The organism is Lederbergia panacisoli, assembly GCF_024626525.1.
GTDB classification, from domain to species: domain Bacteria; phylum Bacillota; class Bacilli; order Bacillales; family Bacillaceae_C; genus Lederbergia; species Lederbergia panacisoli.
Genome location: NZ_JANJGU010000002.1, coordinates 271,945 through 290,746, shown reverse-complemented (window position 1 = coordinate 290,746; position 18,802 = coordinate 271,945). Strand labels below are relative to the sequence as shown.

18 protein-coding genes are annotated in these 18,802 nt (G+C 37.5%); 13 read left to right on the top strand and 5 right to left on the bottom strand.

The features are described from left to right. Positions 1-5: 5 nt before the first annotated feature. Both fdhD and NQ185_RS04340 read right to left on the bottom strand, forming a co-directional pair. Entirely contained in the window at positions 6-827 is an 822-nt protein-coding gene (fdhD, locus tag NQ185_RS04345; protein ID WP_257580336.1) for a formate dehydrogenase accessory sulfurtransferase FdhD, read from the bottom strand. Positions 828-839: 12 nt separating this feature from the next. Continuing rightward, the gene (locus tag NQ185_RS04340; protein ID WP_257580334.1) at positions 840-3,191 is read right to left on the bottom strand and encodes an FdhF/YdeP family oxidoreductase; all 2,352 of its coding nucleotides are present in this window, start codon (positions 3,189-3,191) and stop codon (positions 840-842) included. 158 nt (positions 3,192-3,349) lie between these two features. Here NQ185_RS04340 and NQ185_RS04335 point away from each other — a divergent pair, with 158 nt between their 5' ends. From NQ185_RS04335 to NQ185_RS04300, 8 genes are all read left to right on the top strand, one after another. Further along, the gene (locus tag NQ185_RS04335; protein WP_257580333.1) at positions 3,350-4,501 is read left to right on the top strand and encodes an MFS transporter; all 1,152 of its coding nucleotides are present in this window, start codon (positions 3,350-3,352) and stop codon (positions 4,499-4,501) included. Positions 4,502-4,589: 88 nt separating this feature from the next. After that, the gene (locus NQ185_RS04330) at positions 4,590-5,447 is read left to right on the top strand and encodes a CvfB family protein (protein WP_257580332.1); all 858 of its coding nucleotides are present in this window, start codon (positions 4,590-4,592) and stop codon (positions 5,445-5,447) included. Positions 5,448-6,225: 778 nt separating this feature from the next. After that, positions 6,226-6,582, top strand: a complete 357-nt coding sequence (locus NQ185_RS04325) for a lmo0954 family membrane protein (RefSeq protein ID WP_257580331.1) — start codon at positions 6,226-6,228, stop codon at positions 6,580-6,582. A 21-nt stretch (positions 6,583-6,603) separates the two neighbouring features. Next, complete coding sequence (locus NQ185_RS04320; RefSeq protein WP_257580329.1) at positions 6,604-7,266, top strand: PspA/IM30 family protein; 663 nt, start codon at positions 6,604-6,606, stop codon at positions 7,264-7,266. Between the two features lie 79 nt (positions 7,267-7,345). Next, a complete protein-coding gene (gene liaF, locus NQ185_RS04315; protein WP_257580327.1) occupies positions 7,346-8,062 on the top strand; it encodes a cell wall-active antibiotics response protein LiaF in 717 nt (238 codons plus the stop codon). Continuing rightward, on the top strand, positions 8,059-9,108 hold the full coding sequence (locus tag NQ185_RS04310; protein ID WP_257580325.1) for a sensor histidine kinase: 1,050 nt from the start codon (positions 8,059-8,061) through the stop codon (positions 9,106-9,108). Before liaF ends, NQ185_RS04310 begins: the two co-directional genes overlap by 4 nt. Continuing rightward, positions 9,101-9,739 (top strand): response regulator, encoded by a 639-nt coding sequence (locus tag NQ185_RS04305; protein WP_257580324.1) that lies wholly within the window; start codon positions 9,101-9,103, stop codon positions 9,737-9,739. The genes NQ185_RS04310 and NQ185_RS04305 overlap by 8 nt, the downstream gene beginning before the upstream one ends. Before the next feature lie 32 nt (positions 9,740-9,771). After that, the gene (locus tag NQ185_RS04300; protein WP_257580323.1) at positions 9,772-10,431 is read left to right on the top strand and encodes a potassium channel family protein; all 660 of its coding nucleotides are present in this window, start codon (positions 9,772-9,774) and stop codon (positions 10,429-10,431) included. A gap of 45 nt (positions 10,432-10,476) precedes the next feature. Here the strand turns inward: NQ185_RS04300 and rnjA are convergent, their stop codons facing one another. Beyond that, complete coding sequence (gene rnjA / locus NQ185_RS04295; RefSeq protein WP_257580321.1) at positions 10,477-12,144, bottom strand: ribonuclease J1; 1,668 nt, start codon at positions 12,142-12,144, stop codon at positions 10,477-10,479. After that, positions 12,141-12,359 (bottom strand): DNA-dependent RNA polymerase subunit epsilon, encoded by a 219-nt coding sequence (locus NQ185_RS04290; RefSeq protein WP_257580319.1) that lies wholly within the window; start codon positions 12,357-12,359, stop codon positions 12,141-12,143. The genes rnjA and NQ185_RS04290 overlap by 4 nt, the downstream gene beginning before the upstream one ends. 394 nt (positions 12,360-12,753) lie before the next feature. Here NQ185_RS04290 and NQ185_RS04285 point away from each other — a divergent pair, with 394 nt between their 5' ends. Then, complete coding sequence (locus NQ185_RS04285; RefSeq protein ID WP_257580318.1) at positions 12,754-13,548, top strand: Cof-type HAD-IIB family hydrolase; 795 nt, start codon at positions 12,754-12,756, stop codon at positions 13,546-13,548. Positions 13,549-13,586: 38 nt separating this feature from the next. Here NQ185_RS04285 and def read toward each other — a convergent pair whose 3' ends face one another. Continuing rightward, positions 13,587-14,141, bottom strand: coding sequence for a peptide deformylase (def, locus tag NQ185_RS04280; protein WP_257580317.1), 555 nt, complete (start codon positions 14,139-14,141; stop codon positions 13,587-13,589). Between the two features lie 141 nt (positions 14,142-14,282). On the opposite strand from def, the gene NQ185_RS04275 reads away from it, so the two are divergent. The 4 genes from NQ185_RS04275 to NQ185_RS04260 all read left to right on the top strand — a co-directional run bounded on the left by NQ185_RS04275 (position 14,283) and on the right by NQ185_RS04260 (position 18,800). Beyond that, a complete protein-coding gene (locus tag NQ185_RS04275) occupies positions 14,283-14,933 on the top strand; it encodes a YkyA family protein (protein ID WP_257580315.1) in 651 nt (216 codons plus the stop codon). A 402-nt stretch (positions 14,934-15,335) separates the two neighbouring features. Further along, positions 15,336-16,451 carry a pyruvate dehydrogenase (acetyl-transferring) E1 component subunit alpha gene (pdhA, locus tag NQ185_RS04270; protein ID WP_257580314.1) on the top strand — a complete coding sequence of 372 codons (1,116 nt, stop codon included), beginning with the start codon at positions 15,336-15,338 and terminating at the stop codon, positions 16,449-16,451. 3 nt (positions 16,452-16,454) lie between these two features. After that, entirely contained in the window at positions 16,455-17,432 is a 978-nt protein-coding gene (locus NQ185_RS04265; RefSeq protein ID WP_257580313.1) for an alpha-ketoacid dehydrogenase subunit beta, read from the top strand. 48 nt (positions 17,433-17,480) lie between these two features. Beyond that, positions 17,481-18,800 (top strand): dihydrolipoamide acetyltransferase family protein, encoded by a 1,320-nt coding sequence (locus NQ185_RS04260; protein ID WP_373370779.1) that lies wholly within the window; start codon positions 17,481-17,483, stop codon positions 18,798-18,800. The last annotated feature ends 2 nt before the right edge of the window (positions 18,801-18,802 follow it).

Here is an 18,802-nt window from a genome sequence, read left to right as displayed (position 1 = left end):
TCCTTTTATTCCTTTATTTCTGTATATGAAAAATTTTCAACTTCAATTATCCGTTCTGGATGGGAATAAATATTAAGCTTTTCTTTTCTTACAAAACCAATGACCGTTATCCCAAGATCGTTTGCGAGTTCTATTCCAAGAGTCGTTGGGGCAGATTTCGATATTAATATTCCTACACCGATTTTCGATATTTTCAAAACGACCTCTGAGGAAATTCTCCCGCTAAAAACGACAATCTTATCCTTTACAGAAATATGTTTTTGTAATATTTGACCATAGAGTTTATCAAGTGCATTATGTCTTCCGATATCAGAACAGCTGAAAAGGATATTTTCATTTGTACAAAGGGCGGCATTATGAACCCCGCCTGTTTGCCGGAAATCGATTGAGTCTACCTGTAATTGATTCATTAACTTAAAGCAGTCATGAATGGATAACAGATGTTTACTTAAAATGGTTTTGGCTGTATTGGCATCGTTGTAAAAATAAAACTGCCTGCTTTTCCCACAACATGAACCGATCATTCGCTTTGAGAAAAATTCCTTGTTGATTGATTGCTTTATTTTTAGATGGACATAGGCAAATCCACGATTTTCATCAATTTCGATGGAAAGGATTTGACTAGGATGTCTAATTATTCCTTCTGAAGCAAGAAAACCTATGACGAGTTCTTGCAAATTTGTAGGACTGCACACAATCGTAGCAAATTCTTCGTCATCCACATAAATGGTAATGGGATATTCTATAGCTGCTAAATCGATAGTTTCGAGTAAATCGTCGCCATCGTATTTTATTACCTTTAGCTCGCCCTTCATATGATTGTTCATAAAGTCGCCTTCTTAACTAATATCCTGTTCAAGGTCTTCAATCCTTTTTTCCACATACTTCGTATCTTTTTGGGAAAGGTATAAATCAGCTTTTTCTACAGTCACGCTAGCATTGTATTCTGGTATTCCTGCGTATTTCTCATAAACCCCCTTCGGAATTAAAACATTTCCTTCAGGCCAGTAAACTGAAATATTACCTCTTCTCGTATCAGCGTATTTTGCTTTCCCTTGAAATGTGCCATAGTCGTTATGAACGACAACCGCCTCTTTATCTACTATTCCATGTGCACGTGCATCTTCAGGGTGAATGAGTACATCATAACGATCAGCATCATTAAAGGGATCTGTTTCACTATAAATCATGGAATTAAATTGCTTGCCGCGCCTAGTCGTTAAATAAAACTTACCGTCAGGCTTTTTAACATCAGGCAATTCAATTGGAATGAGACTTGCTTTTCCATCTTCAGTAGGACATATCCCATCTTCACAAAGCCAAGCGCCGCCCCATTGAAATACATCGCCGCGTTCTTTTAGATGCTGGATTCCGTCATAATTAGGATTGGCAACAGCAATCTCAGAACGAATTTGTTCTGCTTCTGTAAAATGAAATAAATGTTTTTCCTCCGGTTTCACGAGTCCGGCAAGTTCAACGTAGATCTCCCATTCCGAGCGGGCTTCCTCGATACGAGGTCCTTTAATTTCAGGAGAAAAGTATACCATCCGTTCAGTTGATGTGGATGTGCCGCCTCCACGCTGTTCATATCTTGTCATGGCAGGGAGGACAATCACTTCTTCTTTAGCATCAACAAGGGTGGAACTGTTCAAGATGATATCTTGATGTACACGTAAATCTATATTTTGTAAGCATTTCTCGATAAAATGTGGATCAGGCATTGTTTCTAGAAAGTTTCCTCCAGAAGTATAAAAGACATTTATTTTTCGTTCGTGGTCCTCAGGGAGCATGGCATTTTCTAAGGAAACTCCAACTATATCCCCTTGCCATTTGGGGATTTCAAAATTCCAGAGCTTTTCAAGACGTTCAATATTGGTTTGATCAAATTCTCCTCCCGGAAGTGAAAATGGATCCGCCCCCATTTCACCAGAGCCTTGTACTCCTGAATGCCCGCGAATTGGCATAACTCCACAATACTTACGCCCAATAAATCCACGTAAAATGGCTAAATTGGCAACTTGGGAAATGTTATCGGTGCCAAAACGATGTTGGGTTAGTCCCATCGACCAAACAAAAACACCACTTTTGGCATTTGCAAGAAGAGTGGCAAATTCCAACATTCTTATCTTTGATATTCCAGAAGATATTTCAAGTTCTTTCCAATCTAAATTTTCAACATGCTCCCGTAAACTGTCTATGCCCTTAGCATGGTCACGAATAAAATTAAGATCGATCGCAGACCCAGGCAGTTCTTCTTCCATTTCAAACCAATGTTTGATAACGCCATTCATGAAGGCGATATCTCCACCAATATTTACTTGGTAAAAATCATCGGCAATTTTTGTGCCGAATAATGCCGAATCTGGGATGGAAGGGACCCAATAACCATCCATAGCGGGCTCTCTGTATGGATTGATACAAATAATTTTTGTTCCTTTTCTTTTTGCCGCATACATATATTTTGTGGAAACAGGCTGATTATTTGCCGCAACAGAACCCCAAAAAATGAGGACGTCTGTTCCAATCCAATCTTGGTAATTGCAGCTGGAAGCACCAATGCCAAGAGATCTTTTTAATGCGGTTTTACTTGGTGAATGGCAAATTCGTGAAGCGTTGTCAATATTGTTTGTACCTAAAAATCTTGCCAGTTTTCCGCCAGTATAAAAAACCTCATTTGTAATTCCTCTTGCTGTCAAGAAAAAGGCTAGCTGTTTAGGATCGATTCTTCTAATCTTACTGGCGATTTTATTTAATGCCTCATCCCACGTAATTCTACGAAACTTCTTGTCACCTGGTTTCCTTGATAAGGGATATGGTATCCTCCCTAATTGCCGCAGTTCTTTGCTTTTCATTTTTCGAAGTTCATCAATATCACTATGCAAAACTGCTTCTTCTATAGCTGGCATCGTATTTAAACGTAAGACATTAAGCCTTGTCGTACAAAGATGTGGTCCTTTTAACGTTTGGTCGTTAAGTCCAGAAACACCAAGCGCGCAACCATCGCAAACACCTTGAGTAAGAATGCGATACGCGTAAGGAAGATTGTCGCGATTCTCCATTACGACTTTCATTGTGTCGCGAATATGTTTCGGCTTTACCTTGCCAAGACCAAAAGGAATGGGACTTACCCAATGTTTTGGATCAGGGGTTTTGGGGAGTTTCATGGGTCCAGGATGCTTCGTTTTGCCCATTAAAATCATCCTTTCATTTTTTATAGCTAATTTTCGAAAGATTGTATATTATCATTCTAGCATAGTCATGACAATACCATCACCATAATTATTTATGGCCCGGTATTATCATGTTAGAATAAAGTAAAAAGTCTTTTAACTTCCTGGGGGATACTCGAATGCTGCAATTATCAATGTTTAACTTTTTTTTCTATTGGGCTATGTCAATTATTAATGCTTTTTTTCCGTTGCTATTTCGTTATAAGGGCCTAAGTCCTGGACAAATTGGGATTGTGTTGGCTGTTGGCCCTATTGTGGCAATTTTTTCTCAACCACTTTGGGGCATCATATCGGATAAAAAGCAAACAGTAAAAAAAATCATTATTCTTTTATTGGCAGCTACTTTGGTCATTGGTTTGGCTATATTTTTTAGTCCAACTATGTTACTGTTAATCTTTTTTATGCTCATATTTCATTTTTTTATGTCTCCTATTCAACCATTACTTGATAGTTTATCTACTACGTTTGCAAAAGAAAATGGAGTGAGCTACGGATCCATTCGTATATGGGGTTCCATTGGTTTTGCGACCGCATCGTTTATTATCGGGTATATTATAGGGAAAATTGGTATTCAATATTTATGGATTATTTATACGATCATCATTGTTGGTATTTTTTTAATAGCCTTAAAGCTCTCAGATTCAAAGGCTCCTAGAAAAGCAGTTACGAAAGAGGGCTTTAAGAAGGCATTTCGCAATCCGCAATTTCTTGTTTTTTTAATTGCCGTTTTATTTATTGCCATCCCTCATAGAATGAATGATGGGATGTTGGCATTGTATTTAAAATCGTTTGGGGCAAAAGAGGGACTAATTGGACTTGCATGGACATTTTCCGCTTTAAGTGAGGCCCCGGTCGTTGGCATCATGTATATATTAATGAGAAAAATTCCACTTTTAGTACTTATTAGCATAGCAGGATGTTTTTACACCGTTCGCTGGTTTTTATATAGCCTACTTTCAGAACCAATTTTGCTCGTTTCGTCGCAAGCCATGCATAGTGTAACATTCGCTATCTTTATGGTTGCATCTCTTCAATATATTGCATCGATTATTCCAAGAGAAATGATTGCAACTGGCCAAACAGCCTATTTTGCAACATTCAATGGACTTGCTCCTATTATTGGCAGCTCTGTTGGTGGTTATTTAATGGAGAAATTTGGTGGAGACTATATGTATAGAATGGGTTCAATTTCTGCATTAATTGGAACCTTCATCGTTGTTATCTTGTTTTTAAGGGAGAGAAAAGTGGAAAATGAAAAGCAATACGCTTAACAAAGGAGCAATTTTTTGTATTACTCCTTTATAATGGTATAATTTGTGAAGTTAATATCAGGATTCATTGAAAGCAGGGGATTATAAGGTGGAAGCTGGAACAGTAGTAAAACTTCGAGTCGCGAGGGAAGTGCCTTTTGGATTTTTCTTAACAGATGGCGAAGAAGATGTATTATTGCATCATACTGAAGTAAGAGAATCGATAACGGTTGACGAGGAACTTGAAGTGTTTTTATATCAGGACCATGAAGGAAGGCTTTCTGCAACCTTAACGATTCCTTCCGTTCAAACTGGGCAGTATGATTGGGCCGAAGTTGTGGAAGTTAAAAAGAACTTAGGTGTCTTCATAAATATCGGATTAAAGAAGGATATTCTTGTTTCAATGGATGATATGCCTGCTCTTTTTTCATTATGGCCAACGGTTGGGGACAAGCTTTATTGTTCATTAAAAGTAGATAATAAAGATCGATTGTACGGAAAACTTGGAACGGAAGAGGTAATGAGGCAATTAGCGGTTCCAGCCGAACCTAGTGTTTTTAATAAAAATGTAAAAGGGACAGTATACAGACTGCTTCTCGCCGGATCTTTCATAATAACCGAAGAAGGCTATATGGGATTTATTCATGAAAGTGAAAGAAAGCAAGAACCTCGTCTTGGTCAAGAGGTAGAGGGTCGGGTCATCGACGTTAAAGAAGACGGAACAATCAACGTTTCTTTACTGCCTAGAACACATGAACAAATGGATGATGACGCGAACAAAATCTATGAGTATTTGCAAGGACGCGGCGGCTCCATGCCTTACTGGGACAAAAGCTTGCCCGAAGAAATTCAAAAACGATTTAATATGAGCAAAGGTGCATTTAAAAGAGCCCTCGGAAAACTAATGAAAGAAGAAAAGATCGTTCAAAAGGATGGCTGGACACATATAAAAAATAGGGAAGAGTAAAGGGTGCTTAGGAGCATCCTTTTTTTATTTTGTAATGAATGAGATAAATAATTTACATACAAAGCGTCCGCCTGCCACCGTTGATTTCCATTCCAGGCGGACGCTTTCCGGGGGGCGTGCGGTGAGCTTCCTCGTCGCTACGCTCCTGCGGGATCTCACCTGTCACGCTAATCCCCCAGGAGGCGCCGCCTTCCATTCCAATCAACTGGATATTCTTTTGCTCATAGTAGGGCGTTTGACTATATCTTGCCCTCAAATCTCTTTCTTTATCGAAAGTCGATACGATTTAGCCTATATATAGGACTTCAACCTGCTTTCCGGCATAATTCTGTCGGTCTTATTGCCAGCGCTTTTGAATTTTTGTAACCTACTACCTTGGTAAGGCTTCAAAGTTTGTAAAGATTCGGTATATTTACTCCTTGAAATTCCTAGAGCCTTTTTTTGCTTTTTTAAGTCCATAATGAATTAAGTCGCTAAGTTGATTGTAGCGGAAGGCGCGAGACTCCTGGTCGGCCACGTCCTGTGGCCAACGTCGTCCTGTCCGTCGCGGGAAAAAGAGTCTCCGGGAGATCCCGCAGGCACGCAGTGCCGAGGAAGCTCCCGTACTCCCCGCGGAAAGCGAGCGCCTGGAGCGGAAATCAACGTTCAATGTAGAAAATCAGGTTTTTCTTCCTAAAATCAGCCTCTAGACCGAGAAAAAAATCGAGCTCTAGCTGGTTAATGGTTCTTTCGTTTTCCTTTAAAGTTAAGTCATAGAGAACGGAAGGAGGAAAAAGTAATGAAAAAGTTTTTACTTATTACAGCAGCTGTTATATTGGCGATTATCGCGCTATCTAGCGTAGGTCACATTGTGGGGTTGGCTATCAGCCTGTTTATAGTTTACTTTTCCTATAAACAATTTATGGCAACAAATTCAACAGTCGGAAAAATCATTTGGGCAATAATTGGGTTGATAGGTTTTTCAGGTCTGCTAGGAAGCCTCCCGGCATTAGCCGGCATTGCTGCAATCTATATCCTTTATACAGGATATAAAAATTGGGATAGAAATAAAGAAACACCCCCTGTTGTAAATAATGAAGAAGATCCTTTCAAGGGATTCGAACGCGAATGGGAAAAATTAAAAAATCAAAGATAAATGAAAAGAGGGAACAAGATCATGACAAACTTTTTTGAAAAAATGAAACAATCAATTGTAGAGGATTTCCAAGGTGTAACAGAAATGAAAGTAAAGCAAAATCCAATTTCACTTCTAAACAAATATGTTCGCGACAGTGAAAAAGAAGTAGAGAAGGCAGGGAAATTGGTTGAGAGACAAAGATTGCTAAAGAATGAGTTTTATAAAGAATGGAAGCTTGCAAATGCACTAGCTAATAAGCGTAAAGAACAAAGGGATCTAGCAATCCAAGCTGGTGAAGATTCATTGGCAGAGACAGCCATTCTTTATCAGGCACAGGCAGAACAGCAAGCAGATCGTCTCGGGCAGGCTTATGAAACAGCTATTCAGCAATTATCTGAATTAGAGCAGAAATACGAAGAAATGAAATTAAAAGTAAAGGATATGCATATTAAAAGACTAGAGCTGATGGGTAAAGAAAATGTCCTTTCGATGAAGGAGAAAATGAATAAATTATTAAGTGAATCGGAATTTGGCGATGCTGCTGAAAACTTTGAAACGGTAGAATCCGATATGAAACAAAAAGAAACAAATTTTGATGACGAATATGAAATTACTATTTTCGACGCCAAGATTCAAAAGCTGGCAAAAGAACTAAATAATGCAGAAAAACAAAAACAGATTCAAGAAAACGTGGTACAATAACAGTGTTTAAGAAAGGCGTTGTATGTCGCCTTTCTTTCCACTTTCATAATAGCTTTTCGGGGAAAGGAGGAGGAATAAAATGAAGAAAATGAGCAAAACGAGTCTGATGGGCTGGTTTATGTTGATTTCTGCCATTGGTATGGGATTTGAAATTCTTTTTAATTGGCAGCTTTTTATCCCTCTAGTGATTGGCTGTTTTCTATTATATACAGCAAGAAACTCTCGTAAAAAAAGCAATGTTCGTTTGATTTTTGGTTTGATTTTAATTGCAATTCCAATTCTATCTTCTGCATTTCTAAAATTTTTTATTTTTGTAGTCGTTATATATGGATTAATAGAGTACTCAAAAACTAAAAAGCAAGCCCATAAAATAGTAGTGCAAACAATTGAACCTGATCCAAAATCGACAATATTAAAGAAAAAACAACCTTTTATTAAAAACATCTTTTTCGGAAGTCAAAAAAAGGTGAATGAAGTTTTTGAATGGGATGATATAAATATTCAATGTGGACTTGGTGATACGGTAATCGATCTTGGAATGACCATGCTTCCTCCAGGTGAAAGCACGGTCGTAATTAGAAGCCTTATCGGAAATGTCCAATTACTTGTTCCTTTTGATGCTTCTGTCGTTGTGAATCATTCGGCAATAAGTGGAAAGTTGAAAGTATTTAACGAAGAGACGGACATTTTTAATTCTAATATTATTTATCACCCAGATAGTAATGAAAAAGCGGTTCGTACAATAAAAATCATCACTAATGTTGTGATAGGCAATGTTGAGGTGAGGCGAATATGAGAATCCAAATCACATTCTCAATTTACTTTGCTTCAGCTGCCTTTATCACTTCTATTTTTGTTGGTTTTGCCCTGATTTTTTTAATTGATGCCGACTGGTATACTGCGTTGCTCAAAGAAAGTATATTTTTATTGCCTAACGGAATTTTTATTTTACTCATTTGTATTATATTTGGAGCAGTAACAGGGTGGATTATTGGGTATTCTGTGCATCAGAAAAGTGATGAGGTTGCCGCTAGTTTATTAGAGATTGAACAGGGGAATTACGAGTTCAAGCCTGAAAATAGAAAGCATCATGATGATTTTTTAATAATATGGCATAGAATAGAAGGAATTTCGCGTCGTCTTAAAGAACAAGCAATTGTACAACAAAAATTGGCTAACGAAAAAGTGGAATGGAATAATCAATTAAAAGAGGAAGTATTGACGAAAGAACGAAACAGACTTGCCCGGGAACTGCATGATTCGGTAAGCCAACAATTATTTGCTGCCACTATGCTTTTATCAGCCATTAATCAAAACCCGAATCCAACAAGCGAGACTGCTGTGAAACAACGAAAACTTGTTGAAGGAATCATTAATCAAGCACAAACCGAAATGAGAGCATTGCTTTTACATCTTAGACCCATTCAACTCGAGGGGAAAAGCTTGAAATCCGGAATAGAGGAGCTTCTTTCTGAACTAACCTCTAAGTTGCCTTTAGAGGTAATTTGGAATATTCAAGATGTTACATTAGATAAAGGCGTTGAAGATCATTTATTCCGAATTGTTCAAGAAGCTGTTTCGAATACTTTGCGGCATGCGAAGGCCAGCTTACTAGAGGTAAATTTAAAGCAAATTAATCAAGTCGTATTCTTGAAAGTAATGGATAATGGCCAAGGATTTGATGTGGAAAATGCCAAATCAGGTTCATATGGTTTAACGAATATTAAAGAAAGAGCCGCAGAAATTGGTGGGAGTGTAAAACTGATTAGTATTCTTGGAAAAGGGTCTAATATCGAAGTGAAAATACCAATTTATTTAAAAGAGGATGAGGAGTATGATTAAGGTACTACTTGTGGATGATCATGAAATGGTCCGCATCGGGGTTTCGGCTTATCTTTCGATTCAAACAGATATTGAGGTAATAGGGGAAGCCGAAAATGGGGCAAAAGGCGCGGAAATGGCATTATCATTGCGGCCAGATATCATCCTTATGGATCTCGTAATGGACGAGATGGACGGGATAGAAGCAACTAAAGCGATTATTAAGGAATGGCCAAGTGCAAAAGTCATTATCGTTACGAGCTTTCTAGATGATGAAAAGGTGTATCCTGCATTAGAAGCTGGCGCGACTAGTTACATATTGAAAACATCGACAGCCAGTGAAATTGCAGATGCCGTTAGGGCGACTCATAAAGGTCAATCCGTTCTTGAACCTGAAGTTACGGGAAAGATGATGGCGAGAATGAAGCAAGGAAATAAGCCGCAACTTCACGAAAATTTAACGAATCGAGAATATGAAATATTACTTCTTATTGCAGAAGGAAAAACAAATCAAGAAATTGCTGAAGAATTATTTATAGGATTAAAAACGGTCAAAACACATGTCAGCAATATTTTAAGCAAGCTGGAAATACAGGACCGAACACAAGCGGCTATTTATGCTTTTAAAAATCAACTTGTTAATCAATCATAATCATCATTTGAATAAACGGAGGAATTACACCTGTGAAAAAACAATTTGCGGTTATCGGACTTGGGCGCTTTGGAGGAAGTATTTGCCGTGAACTCGCGGAGCAAGGTATGGAAGTACTGGCAATGGATAAAAACGAGGATCGCGTCAATGAATTTGCCTCCATTGCTACTCATGCAGTCATTGCAGATACAACAGATGAAAATATCTTAAAGAGCTTAGGAATACGAAATTTTGACCATGTTATTGTTGCAATTGGTGAAGATATCCAATCGAGCATTTTAACGACGCTTATGCTGAAGGAAATCGGAGTAAATCATATTACAGTCAAAGCGCAAAATGATTATCACGAAAAAGTGCTTTTGAAAATTGGGGCAGATTATGTCGTCCATCCTGAAAGGGATATGGGAAAACGTATTGCCCATTATATCGTTTCCAATAATATATTGGATTACCTAGAATTATCGGATGAATATAGCATCGTTGAAATAAAAGTAAATGAATTGCTTGCAGGTCGTTCATTAGTTGAAATCGATGTAAGGGCAAAATACGGATTGAATATCGTAGCAATAAAAAGGGGATCCGAGATAATTGTTTCGCCTCAAGCGGATGATCCACTTAAAAAGGATGATATCCTTATTGTAATTGGTGCAGATAGTGATATAAATCGCTTTGAAAAGAAAGTGATGGAATAAGAAAAAGGACCGTGGAAAATTGTCTCGGTCCTTTTTATAATTATTTCACACTTCCATAATAATCGGCAAAATCATCGGTTTGCGTTTTGTCTTTTCATATAAAAATGGAGTTAATGTATCAGTAATTTCATTCTTTATTTCTGACCATTGAGACGTTTTTCGCTCCATGATTTTATTTAAATGCTTACTGATCATTCTTTGTGCTTCATTAATCAAATCTCCAGATTCGCGCATATATACAAATCCACGAGAAATTATATCTGGTCCTGCCGCAATTGTGTGATTTTCCATATCTATCGAAACGACAACAATGACTAAACCTTCTTCAGATAGAATTCGTCTATCACGCAGTACAATATTTCCAATATCCCCTATGCCACTTCCATCAATATATACATTTCCGGAAGGAATCTTTCCCGTAATTTCTGCAGTTTGATCGGTTAAGGCGAGTACATCGCCATTATCCATAATAAAGCAGTTTTCTTCACGGACATCGCACTCAATTGCTAGCTGAGCATGTGTCTTTTGCATACGAAATTCTCCGTGAATAGGCATAAAGAATTTTGGTTTCATTAGTCTAAGCATTAATTTTTGTTCTTGCTGTCCACCATGACCGGATGTATGAATATCGTTTAAGGAACCAGCAATAACATCGGCACCGGCGCGGTACAATAAATTGATTGTCCGATTAACACTAATTGTATTCCCTGGAATAGGAGATGAAGAGAAAACAACTGTATCGCCCGGCTGTATTTGGATTTGACGATGTGTCCCATTTGCAATTCTCGATAATGCAGCCATCGGTTCACCTTGACTCCCAGTACAAAGGATGGTCACTTTATTGGCGGGAAGGCGATTTAACTGCTGTGTAGATATAAATGTGTCTTTTGGAGCACGAATATATCCTAGTTCTTGTCCTATTTCTATCGCGGCATCCATACTACGTCCGAAAACAGCTATTTTTCTTCCGTTTGCCACTGCTGCATCCGTTACTTGCTGAAGACGATGAATATTAGAAGCGAAAGTCGCAAATATGACACGGCCATCTACTTTGCGGAATATATCGTGAATACTATCGCCAACTCGTCTTTCAGACATTGTAAAGTGAGGAACTTCTGCATTCGTACTGTCTGATAATAGACAAAGAACACCTTCTTTTCCTATTTCAGCCATTTTAGTCAAATTGGCTGGTTCTCCAACGGGTGTAAAATCAAATTTGAAATCCCCTGTATGAACAATGTTTCCAGGTGGTGTTTTTACAACAATCCCGTATGAATCGGGAATGCTGTGAGTTGTACGGAAAAAAGTAACCGAAGTTTTTCTAAATTTAATAACATCGTCTTCTTTTATTTCAAAAAACTTTGTTTGTCGCAAAAGCCCGTGCTCTTCTAACTTGTTTTTAATTAGGCCAATCGCTAATTTTCCTGCATATATAGGGATATTCACTTGACGAAGTAAATAAGGGATCCCCCCAATATGATCTTCATGTCCATGTGTAACAAATAAACCTTTTATTTTATCAGCATTTTTAACAACATACGTATAATCGGGAATAACATAATCAATCCCAAGCAATTCATCTTCTGGAAATTTGATGCCAGCGTCAATCATGATGATTTCATCTTGAAATTGAACGGCGTATGTGTTTTTTCCTATTTCGCCTAGTCCGCCGAGAGCAAATACTGCAGTTTGGTCATTTTTTACAAATTTCATAGTGGTACATTCTCCTGTAGTTTAAAATGCTCACTTTGCTTTTCATAATCAAGATATGAGCCTTCCAGCAATTGAACAAATTCAATATTGATAAGTTGGTTTTTTAGTAAATCGCGAACAGCGCGTTCATTGTCCGCTTCCATATACATGGATTTAGTTTTTTCGCGAACGAGCATTTCATTCTTGTTATCTTGATAATAAACTTTAAAAATCATCATAATCTCTCCTTAACTCCGTTGTCATAATTTATAAATAAAAAAACATTAGCTTTTTTAGGCACAATAAACTTTATTTGTCATTAAATCAAGGGCCTTCTATTGAAATAGCCTATTATAAAGAATAAGCCCTCCGAAAAAAACAGAGGGACCTTAATTGTTCATTAAGCAATTGTTTTTTTTCTAAGTAAATCTTTCCACTGTTTCAAAAGCTTTTTTCTTAGCTTATTAAACATTGTGGATCACTCCTTAATTTCTATTTTAACCGATACTGGTCCAAAGTAAAAGCAACTTGCAAATAGAAAATGTAAATTTGTGCATATTAATCGGTTTTATTATATGCTTTTTATGTACTCTCTATCATGAATAGAAAAATTAGACGAGGAGATAAGAAATGAAAAAAATAGTTTTCTTTGATATTGATGGAACATTGCTTGACGATGAAAAAAATCTGCCGGCTTCTACTAAGGCTGCTATTAAGACATTACAAATGAATGGTATTTATACAGCGATTGCAACGGGAAGAGCACCATTTATGGTCACTAAATTGTTAAAAGAATTAGATATGGAATCATACGTAAGTTTTAATGGTCAATATGTTGTATTTGGAAATGAAGTAGTTTATGCAAATCCTTTGGATACGCTAAAATTAAAGAAATTAATACAAGCAGCAGAAAATCATCATCATCATTTAGTATTTTTGAATGAATCTACGTTAAAATCCAATGTCAAATTTGATAGCCGCGTGGAAGAAAGTCTTAGCACGCTAAAAATGGTCCATCCTGAATATGATCCAAACTTTTTTGAAAAAACAAATATATATCAAGCGCTTCTATTTGCAAAAGAGGGTGAAGATTCTTATTTAACTGATTTTGAAAAAAACCTTACTTTTATCAGATGGCATGAGGAATCTTTGGATGTCGTTCCAAAGGGAGGTTCAAAGGCTGAAGGAATAAAAAAACTGATTGCTAGGTTAGGGTTTGAGATGGAGAATACATATGCATTTGGTGATGGTCTGAATGATATAGAGATGCTGCAAACAGTAGGAACTGGAATAGCAATGGGAAATGCACATGAGGCAGTTAAAATGCACGCAGATTTAATAACAACAAATGTTGATGAAGATGGAATAGTAAACGGATTAATAGAAGTAGGATTATTGGAAGGAAATTTTGAAACGATTAAATAAAAAGCTGTCAAGATATGTTTTTTCTTGACAGCATAAAATTATCTTTCAACAGGAATAGCACTTTCTGGTACGGAAAACGGGTTATTCCCATCAATATGATCATAAAACATAATGCCATTTAAATGATCGAGCTCATGTTGGAAGACGATAGCAGGAAGTCCTTTTAATCGTAATTTTATCTCTTTCCCATCTACATCGAATCCTTTAATCGTAATTCTAGCATGTCGTAATACAAATCCCGGAACACTGCGATCTACAGATAAGCAGCCCTCGCCTGAAGTCAAATATGCTTTTTCTACTGAATGGCTAATTATTTTTGGGTTTATCAATGAATAGTGATATTTTTTACCGTTTTCATCTTCAAGCCGAACTGCGAACATTCTTTTTTGTATATTGATTTGTGGTGCAGCAAGCCCTACGCCACCCCGTAAACCATATTTTTCACTTATCTCTGGGTCCTGGCTGTTCTTTAAGTATTCTTGCATCTTATTTAAAATGTCTACATCCTCTTTTGAAGGTGGCAAAGGGACTTCTTTTGCGATTTTCCGTAATATCGGATGATCTTCGCGAACAATATCTTTCATAAGTATCATTATTATCACTCCTGTTTTAGCAAGTATCTATTTGAAAGTAATCTTAATATGGCATCAAAATCATCTTATTTTATTTTTTGCATTATTGTCAAATAGACTATATCCCGTTATAGTTAGGATGGAACAGTTAGGAGGATTTAGATGAGAAAGGTACATACGATTGTTTTTATTTTATTATTATCGGTCATTTTATCGGCTTGTTCATCGACAGAAAAGAATATTTATCAAACGTTGGAAGAAACAGCTGCGAAGGAAGCCGATTTCGAAAAACAGCAAGAACCATTAAAGAGACTTGAAACAAACGAAAAAGACATATTTGATCAAATTATGGACTTAGGAATGAAAGAATTCGATCAAATATCTAAACTCGCCGATGAAGCCCTTGCTATTTTAGATCAAAGAGAAGAACATATGAAGAAAGAAAAACAATCCCTTGAAGAATCAAAAAAGGAATTTCAGCTTGCATCAGAAGAATTTGATAAAATTAAAGACGATAAACTTAAAAAACAAGCTGATGAGTTACAAGAATTAATGAATAGCCGCTATGAATCGTATGATAAATTGTTTTCATCTTATATGAACGGACTTGCCGAAGATCGAAAAATTTATGAAATGATTAAAAATGAAGATTTAAAAATTGAGGAATTACAGGCGCAAATAGAAGCATCCAACGAAGCCTATGATAGTGTTTATGAAGCGAATAACCAATTTAATGAGCAAACAAAAAAATTCAATGAAGCTAAACTAAAATTCTACAAAGATTCTGGATTAAATATAGAAACGAATAGCTAATGTGTATAAAAAACAGAGACGTCCCTTCCGTTTCTGTTTTTTTGTCTTTCCGCATCTAATGTATAACAGTTAAGTTAAAATTTCTTTTTTATAAAACAGATACATAGTTTAATATGGTACAGTTTATTTTTATAGGTACAGGAAAATTGCCACTCAATGTTAATTCATTGACGAACAAACTGTTTTCATGTACTCTAAATGTGGTGAAACTTTGTATTAATATTTTTTCAAAAAAGATTAGTACAGTTTATTTAATAAGATGGGAAAGTTTTTCTGTTTTTCTTCGTGAGAAATGTGGAAAACCTATACTAGTATGAAAAGACGGAACATGAATAATCTCCCGCATTTGGGCAATTTATGTCCGACATCAAATATTATGATTAGAAAGGATAGGTGGCTTCAATGGCTTCCAAAACAAAGAAGACACAATTCGATGCTGTGAAAACACTCGAAAATATTGAAAGTCAATTTGAAATGGTTCAGATCTTGAATGAAAAAGGAGAGATCGTGGAAGACGCGCTTGTTCCAGATTTATCTGATGAACAACTTACGGAATTAATGCGTCGTATGGTTTATACAAGAATTTTGGATCAGCGTAGTATTTCATTGAACCGTCAAGGTCGCCTTGGTTTTTATGCTCCTACTGCAGGGCAAGAAGCTTCACAGCTTGCATCTCACTTTGCCCTTGAAAAAGAGGATTTTATTTTGCCGGGATATAGAGATGTTCCGCAAATTATTTGGCATGGACTTCCACTTTATAAAGCATTTTTATTTTCTCGAGGACATTTCGTAGGAAATCAAATTCCTGAAGGTGTAAATGTCATTCCACCGCAAATCATTATCGGTGCTCAATATGTTCAAGCTGCAGGTGTAGCTCTAGGATTTAAAAAGCGCGGCAAACAAGCAGTAGCTGTTACGTATACAGGTGACGGCGGATCTTCTCAAGGCGATTTTTACGAGGGAATCAACTTTGCAGGTGCATATGGTGCTCCAGCAATCTTTATTGTGCAAAACAATCAATTTGCTATATCCACTCCTCGTGATAAGCAAACTGCTGCTACAACTATCGCTCAAAAAGCGATTGCGGCTGGTATTCCAGGGGTGCTAGTAGACGGAATGGATCCACTTGCAGTATATAAAGTCGTAAAAGAAGCACGTGCGCGAGCCGTTAATGGTGAAGGACCAACATTAATTGAAACTATGTGCTATCGCTACGGTCCTCATACGATGGCTGGAGATGACCCAACTCGTTACCGTACATCTGATACAGATAGCGAATGGGAGAAAAAGGATCCGCTTGTAAGATTCCGCAATTACTTAGTAAATAAAGGAATTTGGAATGAAGAAAAAGAAAACGAAGTAATTGAGCAAGCAAAAGAAGATATTAAGGTAGCGATCAAAAAAGCGGATGATACTCCGAAACAAAAGGTCACTGACTTGATTTCAAACATGTATGAAGAGCTTCCTAACAATTTACAGGAACAGTATGAAATTTATAAAGAGAAGGAGTCGAAGTAAACCATGGCGCAAATGACTATGATTCAAGCTATCACGGATGCGCTTCGCACTGAATTGCGCAACGATGAAAATGTTCTCGTGTTTGGAGAAGATGTCGGTGTTAACGGAGGGGTTTTCCGAGCTACAGAAGGATTGCAAAAAGAATTCGGAGAGGACCGAGTGTTTGATACGCCACTTGCAGAGTCGGGAATCGGTGGTTTGGCCATTGGATTAACGACTCAAGGCTTCCGTCCCGTTCCTGAAATTCAGTTCTTCGGATTTTTATTTGAAGTGATGGATTCTGTGAGTGGACAAATGGCTCGTTGGAGATACCGGACAGGCGGAACATTCCATGCACCAATTACAATCCGTTCACCATTTGGAGGGGGAGTACATACTCCGGAAATGCATGCCGATAGCCTTGAAGGATTAATGGCCCAACAGCCAGGTTTGAAAGTAGTAATTCCTTCTACACCATATGATGCTAAAGGACTTTTAATTTCCGCCATTAGAGATAATGATCCAGTTATTTTCTTAGAGCATATGAAATTATATCGTTCCTTCCGCCAAGAAGTGCCTGAAGAAGAATATACAATTCCTTTAGGAAAAGCAGAAGTGAAGCGTGAAGGTTCAGATTTGACAATCGTTGCATACGGTGCAATGGTGCATGATTCTTTAAAAGCGGCTGAAGAACTTGAAAAAGAAGGTCATTCAGTTGAGGTGATCGATCTTCGTACAATAAGCCCACTTGATATAGATACAATTATTACTTCAGTTGAAAAAACAAACCGGGCAATTGTCGTTCAAGAAGCACAAAAACAAGCTGGAATCGCCGCTCAAGTGGTAGCAGAAATTAGTGATCGTGCCATTCTTAGCTTGGAAGCGCCTGTACTTCGAGTTGCAGCGCCAGATACAGTCTACCCGTTCTCACAAGCAGAACCTGTGTGGTTGCCTAACCATAAAGATATTATCGAAACTGCAAAGAAAGTATTACAATTTTAATCACTATTATCTAATAGGAGGGTGAACACATTGTCATTTCAATTTAGAATGCCAGATATCGGTGAGGGTATCCACGAAGGAGATATTGTAAAGTGGTTTGTAAAACCTGGTGACAAAGTCGCGGAAGACGATGTACTTTGTGAAGTTCAAAATGACAAAGCCGTTGTTGAAATTCCGTCTCCCGTTGCTGGTACTGTTGAGGAAATCCTTGTAGAGGAAGGTACAACAGCTACAGTAGGAGATGTATTAATAAAATTTGACGCACCTGGATATGAAGATCTCCAATTTAAAGGTGATCATGGTGAAGAAACGACTGAAGCAAATGTTCAATCTACAGCAGAAGCCGGACAAGAGATTAATAAAGAAGAAGTAAAAGCTGAAAAAGCCGGGGAAGCAAAAGCGGAAACTACAGGTGCTGGAGCACAGCCTGAAAAAGAGGCGGATCCAAATCAACGTGTAATTGCTATGCCTTCAGTACGGAAATATGCGAGAGAAAAAGGTGTAGATATTCGTTTAGTTTCTGGAACTGGAAAAAATGACCGGATCATGAAAGAAGATATCGACGCGTTCTTAAACGGCCCAACTGTATCTGAAACAGCGGAAACTGCACCTGTTCAAGAAGAAACTAAAACAGCAGCGGCTGCACCTGTTATTCCAGAAGGTGAATATCCAGAAACTCGTGAGAAAATGAGTGGAATCCGTAAAGCAATTGCAAGAGCAATGGTAAATTCAAAGCATACAGCCCCACATGTTACGTTAATGGATGAGGTAGATGTAGAAAAACTCGTAGCACATCGTAAAAAGTTCAAGGAAGTTGCAGCTGAGAAAAATATTAAGCTAACTTTCTTGCCATATGTTGTAAAAGCACTAGTAAGTGCCTTGCGTGAATTCCCTGCCTTGAACACTTCAATCGATGATAAGACAGATGAAATTATTCAGAAGCATTATTTTAATATCGGAATAGCTGCTGATACTGAAAAAGGCCTATTAGTTCCTGTCGTAAAACGTGCAGATACAAAGTCTGTTTTCGCTATTTCACAAGAAATTAATGAACTTGCAGATAAAGCGCGCAGTGGAAAACTTGCTCCAAATGAAATGAAAGGTGCTTCATGCACCATCACAAATATTGGATCGGCAGGCGGTCAGTGGTTTACTCCTGTTATCAATCATCCAGAAGTAGCTATTTTAGGAATTGGACGTATTGCTGAAAAGCCTGTAGTTCGTAATGGTGAAATTGTGGCTGCACCTGTGTTGGCATTGTCATTGAGCTTTGACCATAGAATTATTGACGGTGCTACTGCACAGCATGCACTTAACCAAATTAAACGACTACTTAACGACCCTGAACTTTTATTAATGGAGGCGTAAAA

What these genes read in the sequence shown, in the direction of transcription:
- NQ185_RS04265 (WP_257580313.1), top strand. Translation starts at nt 16,455, where the DNA reads ATGGCGCAAATGACTATGATTCAAGCTATCACGGATGCGCTTCGCACT.
- NQ185_RS04305 (WP_257580324.1), top strand. Translation starts at nt 9,101, where the DNA reads ATGATTAAGGTACTACTTGTGGATGATCATGAAATGGTCCGCATCGGG.
- NQ185_RS04275 (WP_257580315.1), top strand. Translation starts at nt 14,283, where the DNA reads ATGAGAAAGGTACATACGATTGTTTTTATTTTATTATTATCGGTCATT.
- NQ185_RS04285 (WP_257580318.1), top strand. Translation starts at nt 12,754, where the DNA reads ATGAAAAAAATAGTTTTCTTTGATATTGATGGAACATTGCTTGACGAT.
- def (WP_257580317.1), bottom strand. Translation starts at nt 14,141, where the DNA reads ATGATACTTATGAAAGATATTGTTCGCGAAGATCATCCGATATTACGG.
- pdhA (WP_257580314.1), top strand. Translation starts at nt 15,336, where the DNA reads ATGGCTTCCAAAACAAAGAAGACACAATTCGATGCTGTGAAAACACTC.
- NQ185_RS04340 (WP_257580334.1), bottom strand. Translation starts at nt 3,191, where the DNA reads ATGGGCAAAACGAAGCATCCTGGACCCATGAAACTCCCCAAAACCCCT.
- NQ185_RS04325 (WP_257580331.1), top strand. Translation starts at nt 6,226, where the DNA reads ATGAAAAAGTTTTTACTTATTACAGCAGCTGTTATATTGGCGATTATC.
- NQ185_RS04310 (WP_257580325.1), top strand. Translation starts at nt 8,059, where the DNA reads ATGAGAATCCAAATCACATTCTCAATTTACTTTGCTTCAGCTGCCTTT.
- fdhD (WP_257580336.1), bottom strand. Translation starts at nt 827, where the DNA reads ATGAACAATCATATGAAGGGCGAGCTAAAGGTAATAAAATACGATGGC.
- NQ185_RS04290 (WP_257580319.1), bottom strand. Translation starts at nt 12,359, where the DNA reads ATGATTTTTAAAGTTTATTATCAAGATAACAAGAATGAAATGCTCGTT.
- NQ185_RS04335 (WP_257580333.1), top strand. Translation starts at nt 3,350, where the DNA reads ATGCTGCAATTATCAATGTTTAACTTTTTTTTCTATTGGGCTATGTCA.
- NQ185_RS04320 (WP_257580329.1), top strand. Translation starts at nt 6,604, where the DNA reads ATGACAAACTTTTTTGAAAAAATGAAACAATCAATTGTAGAGGATTTC.
- liaF (WP_257580327.1), top strand. Translation starts at nt 7,346, where the DNA reads ATGAAGAAAATGAGCAAAACGAGTCTGATGGGCTGGTTTATGTTGATT.
- NQ185_RS04260 (WP_373370779.1), top strand. Translation starts at nt 17,481, where the DNA reads ATGCCAGATATCGGTGAGGGTATCCACGAAGGAGATATTGTAAAGTGG.
- rnjA (WP_257580321.1), bottom strand. Translation starts at nt 12,144, where the DNA reads ATGAAATTTGTAAAAAATGACCAAACTGCAGTATTTGCTCTCGGCGGA.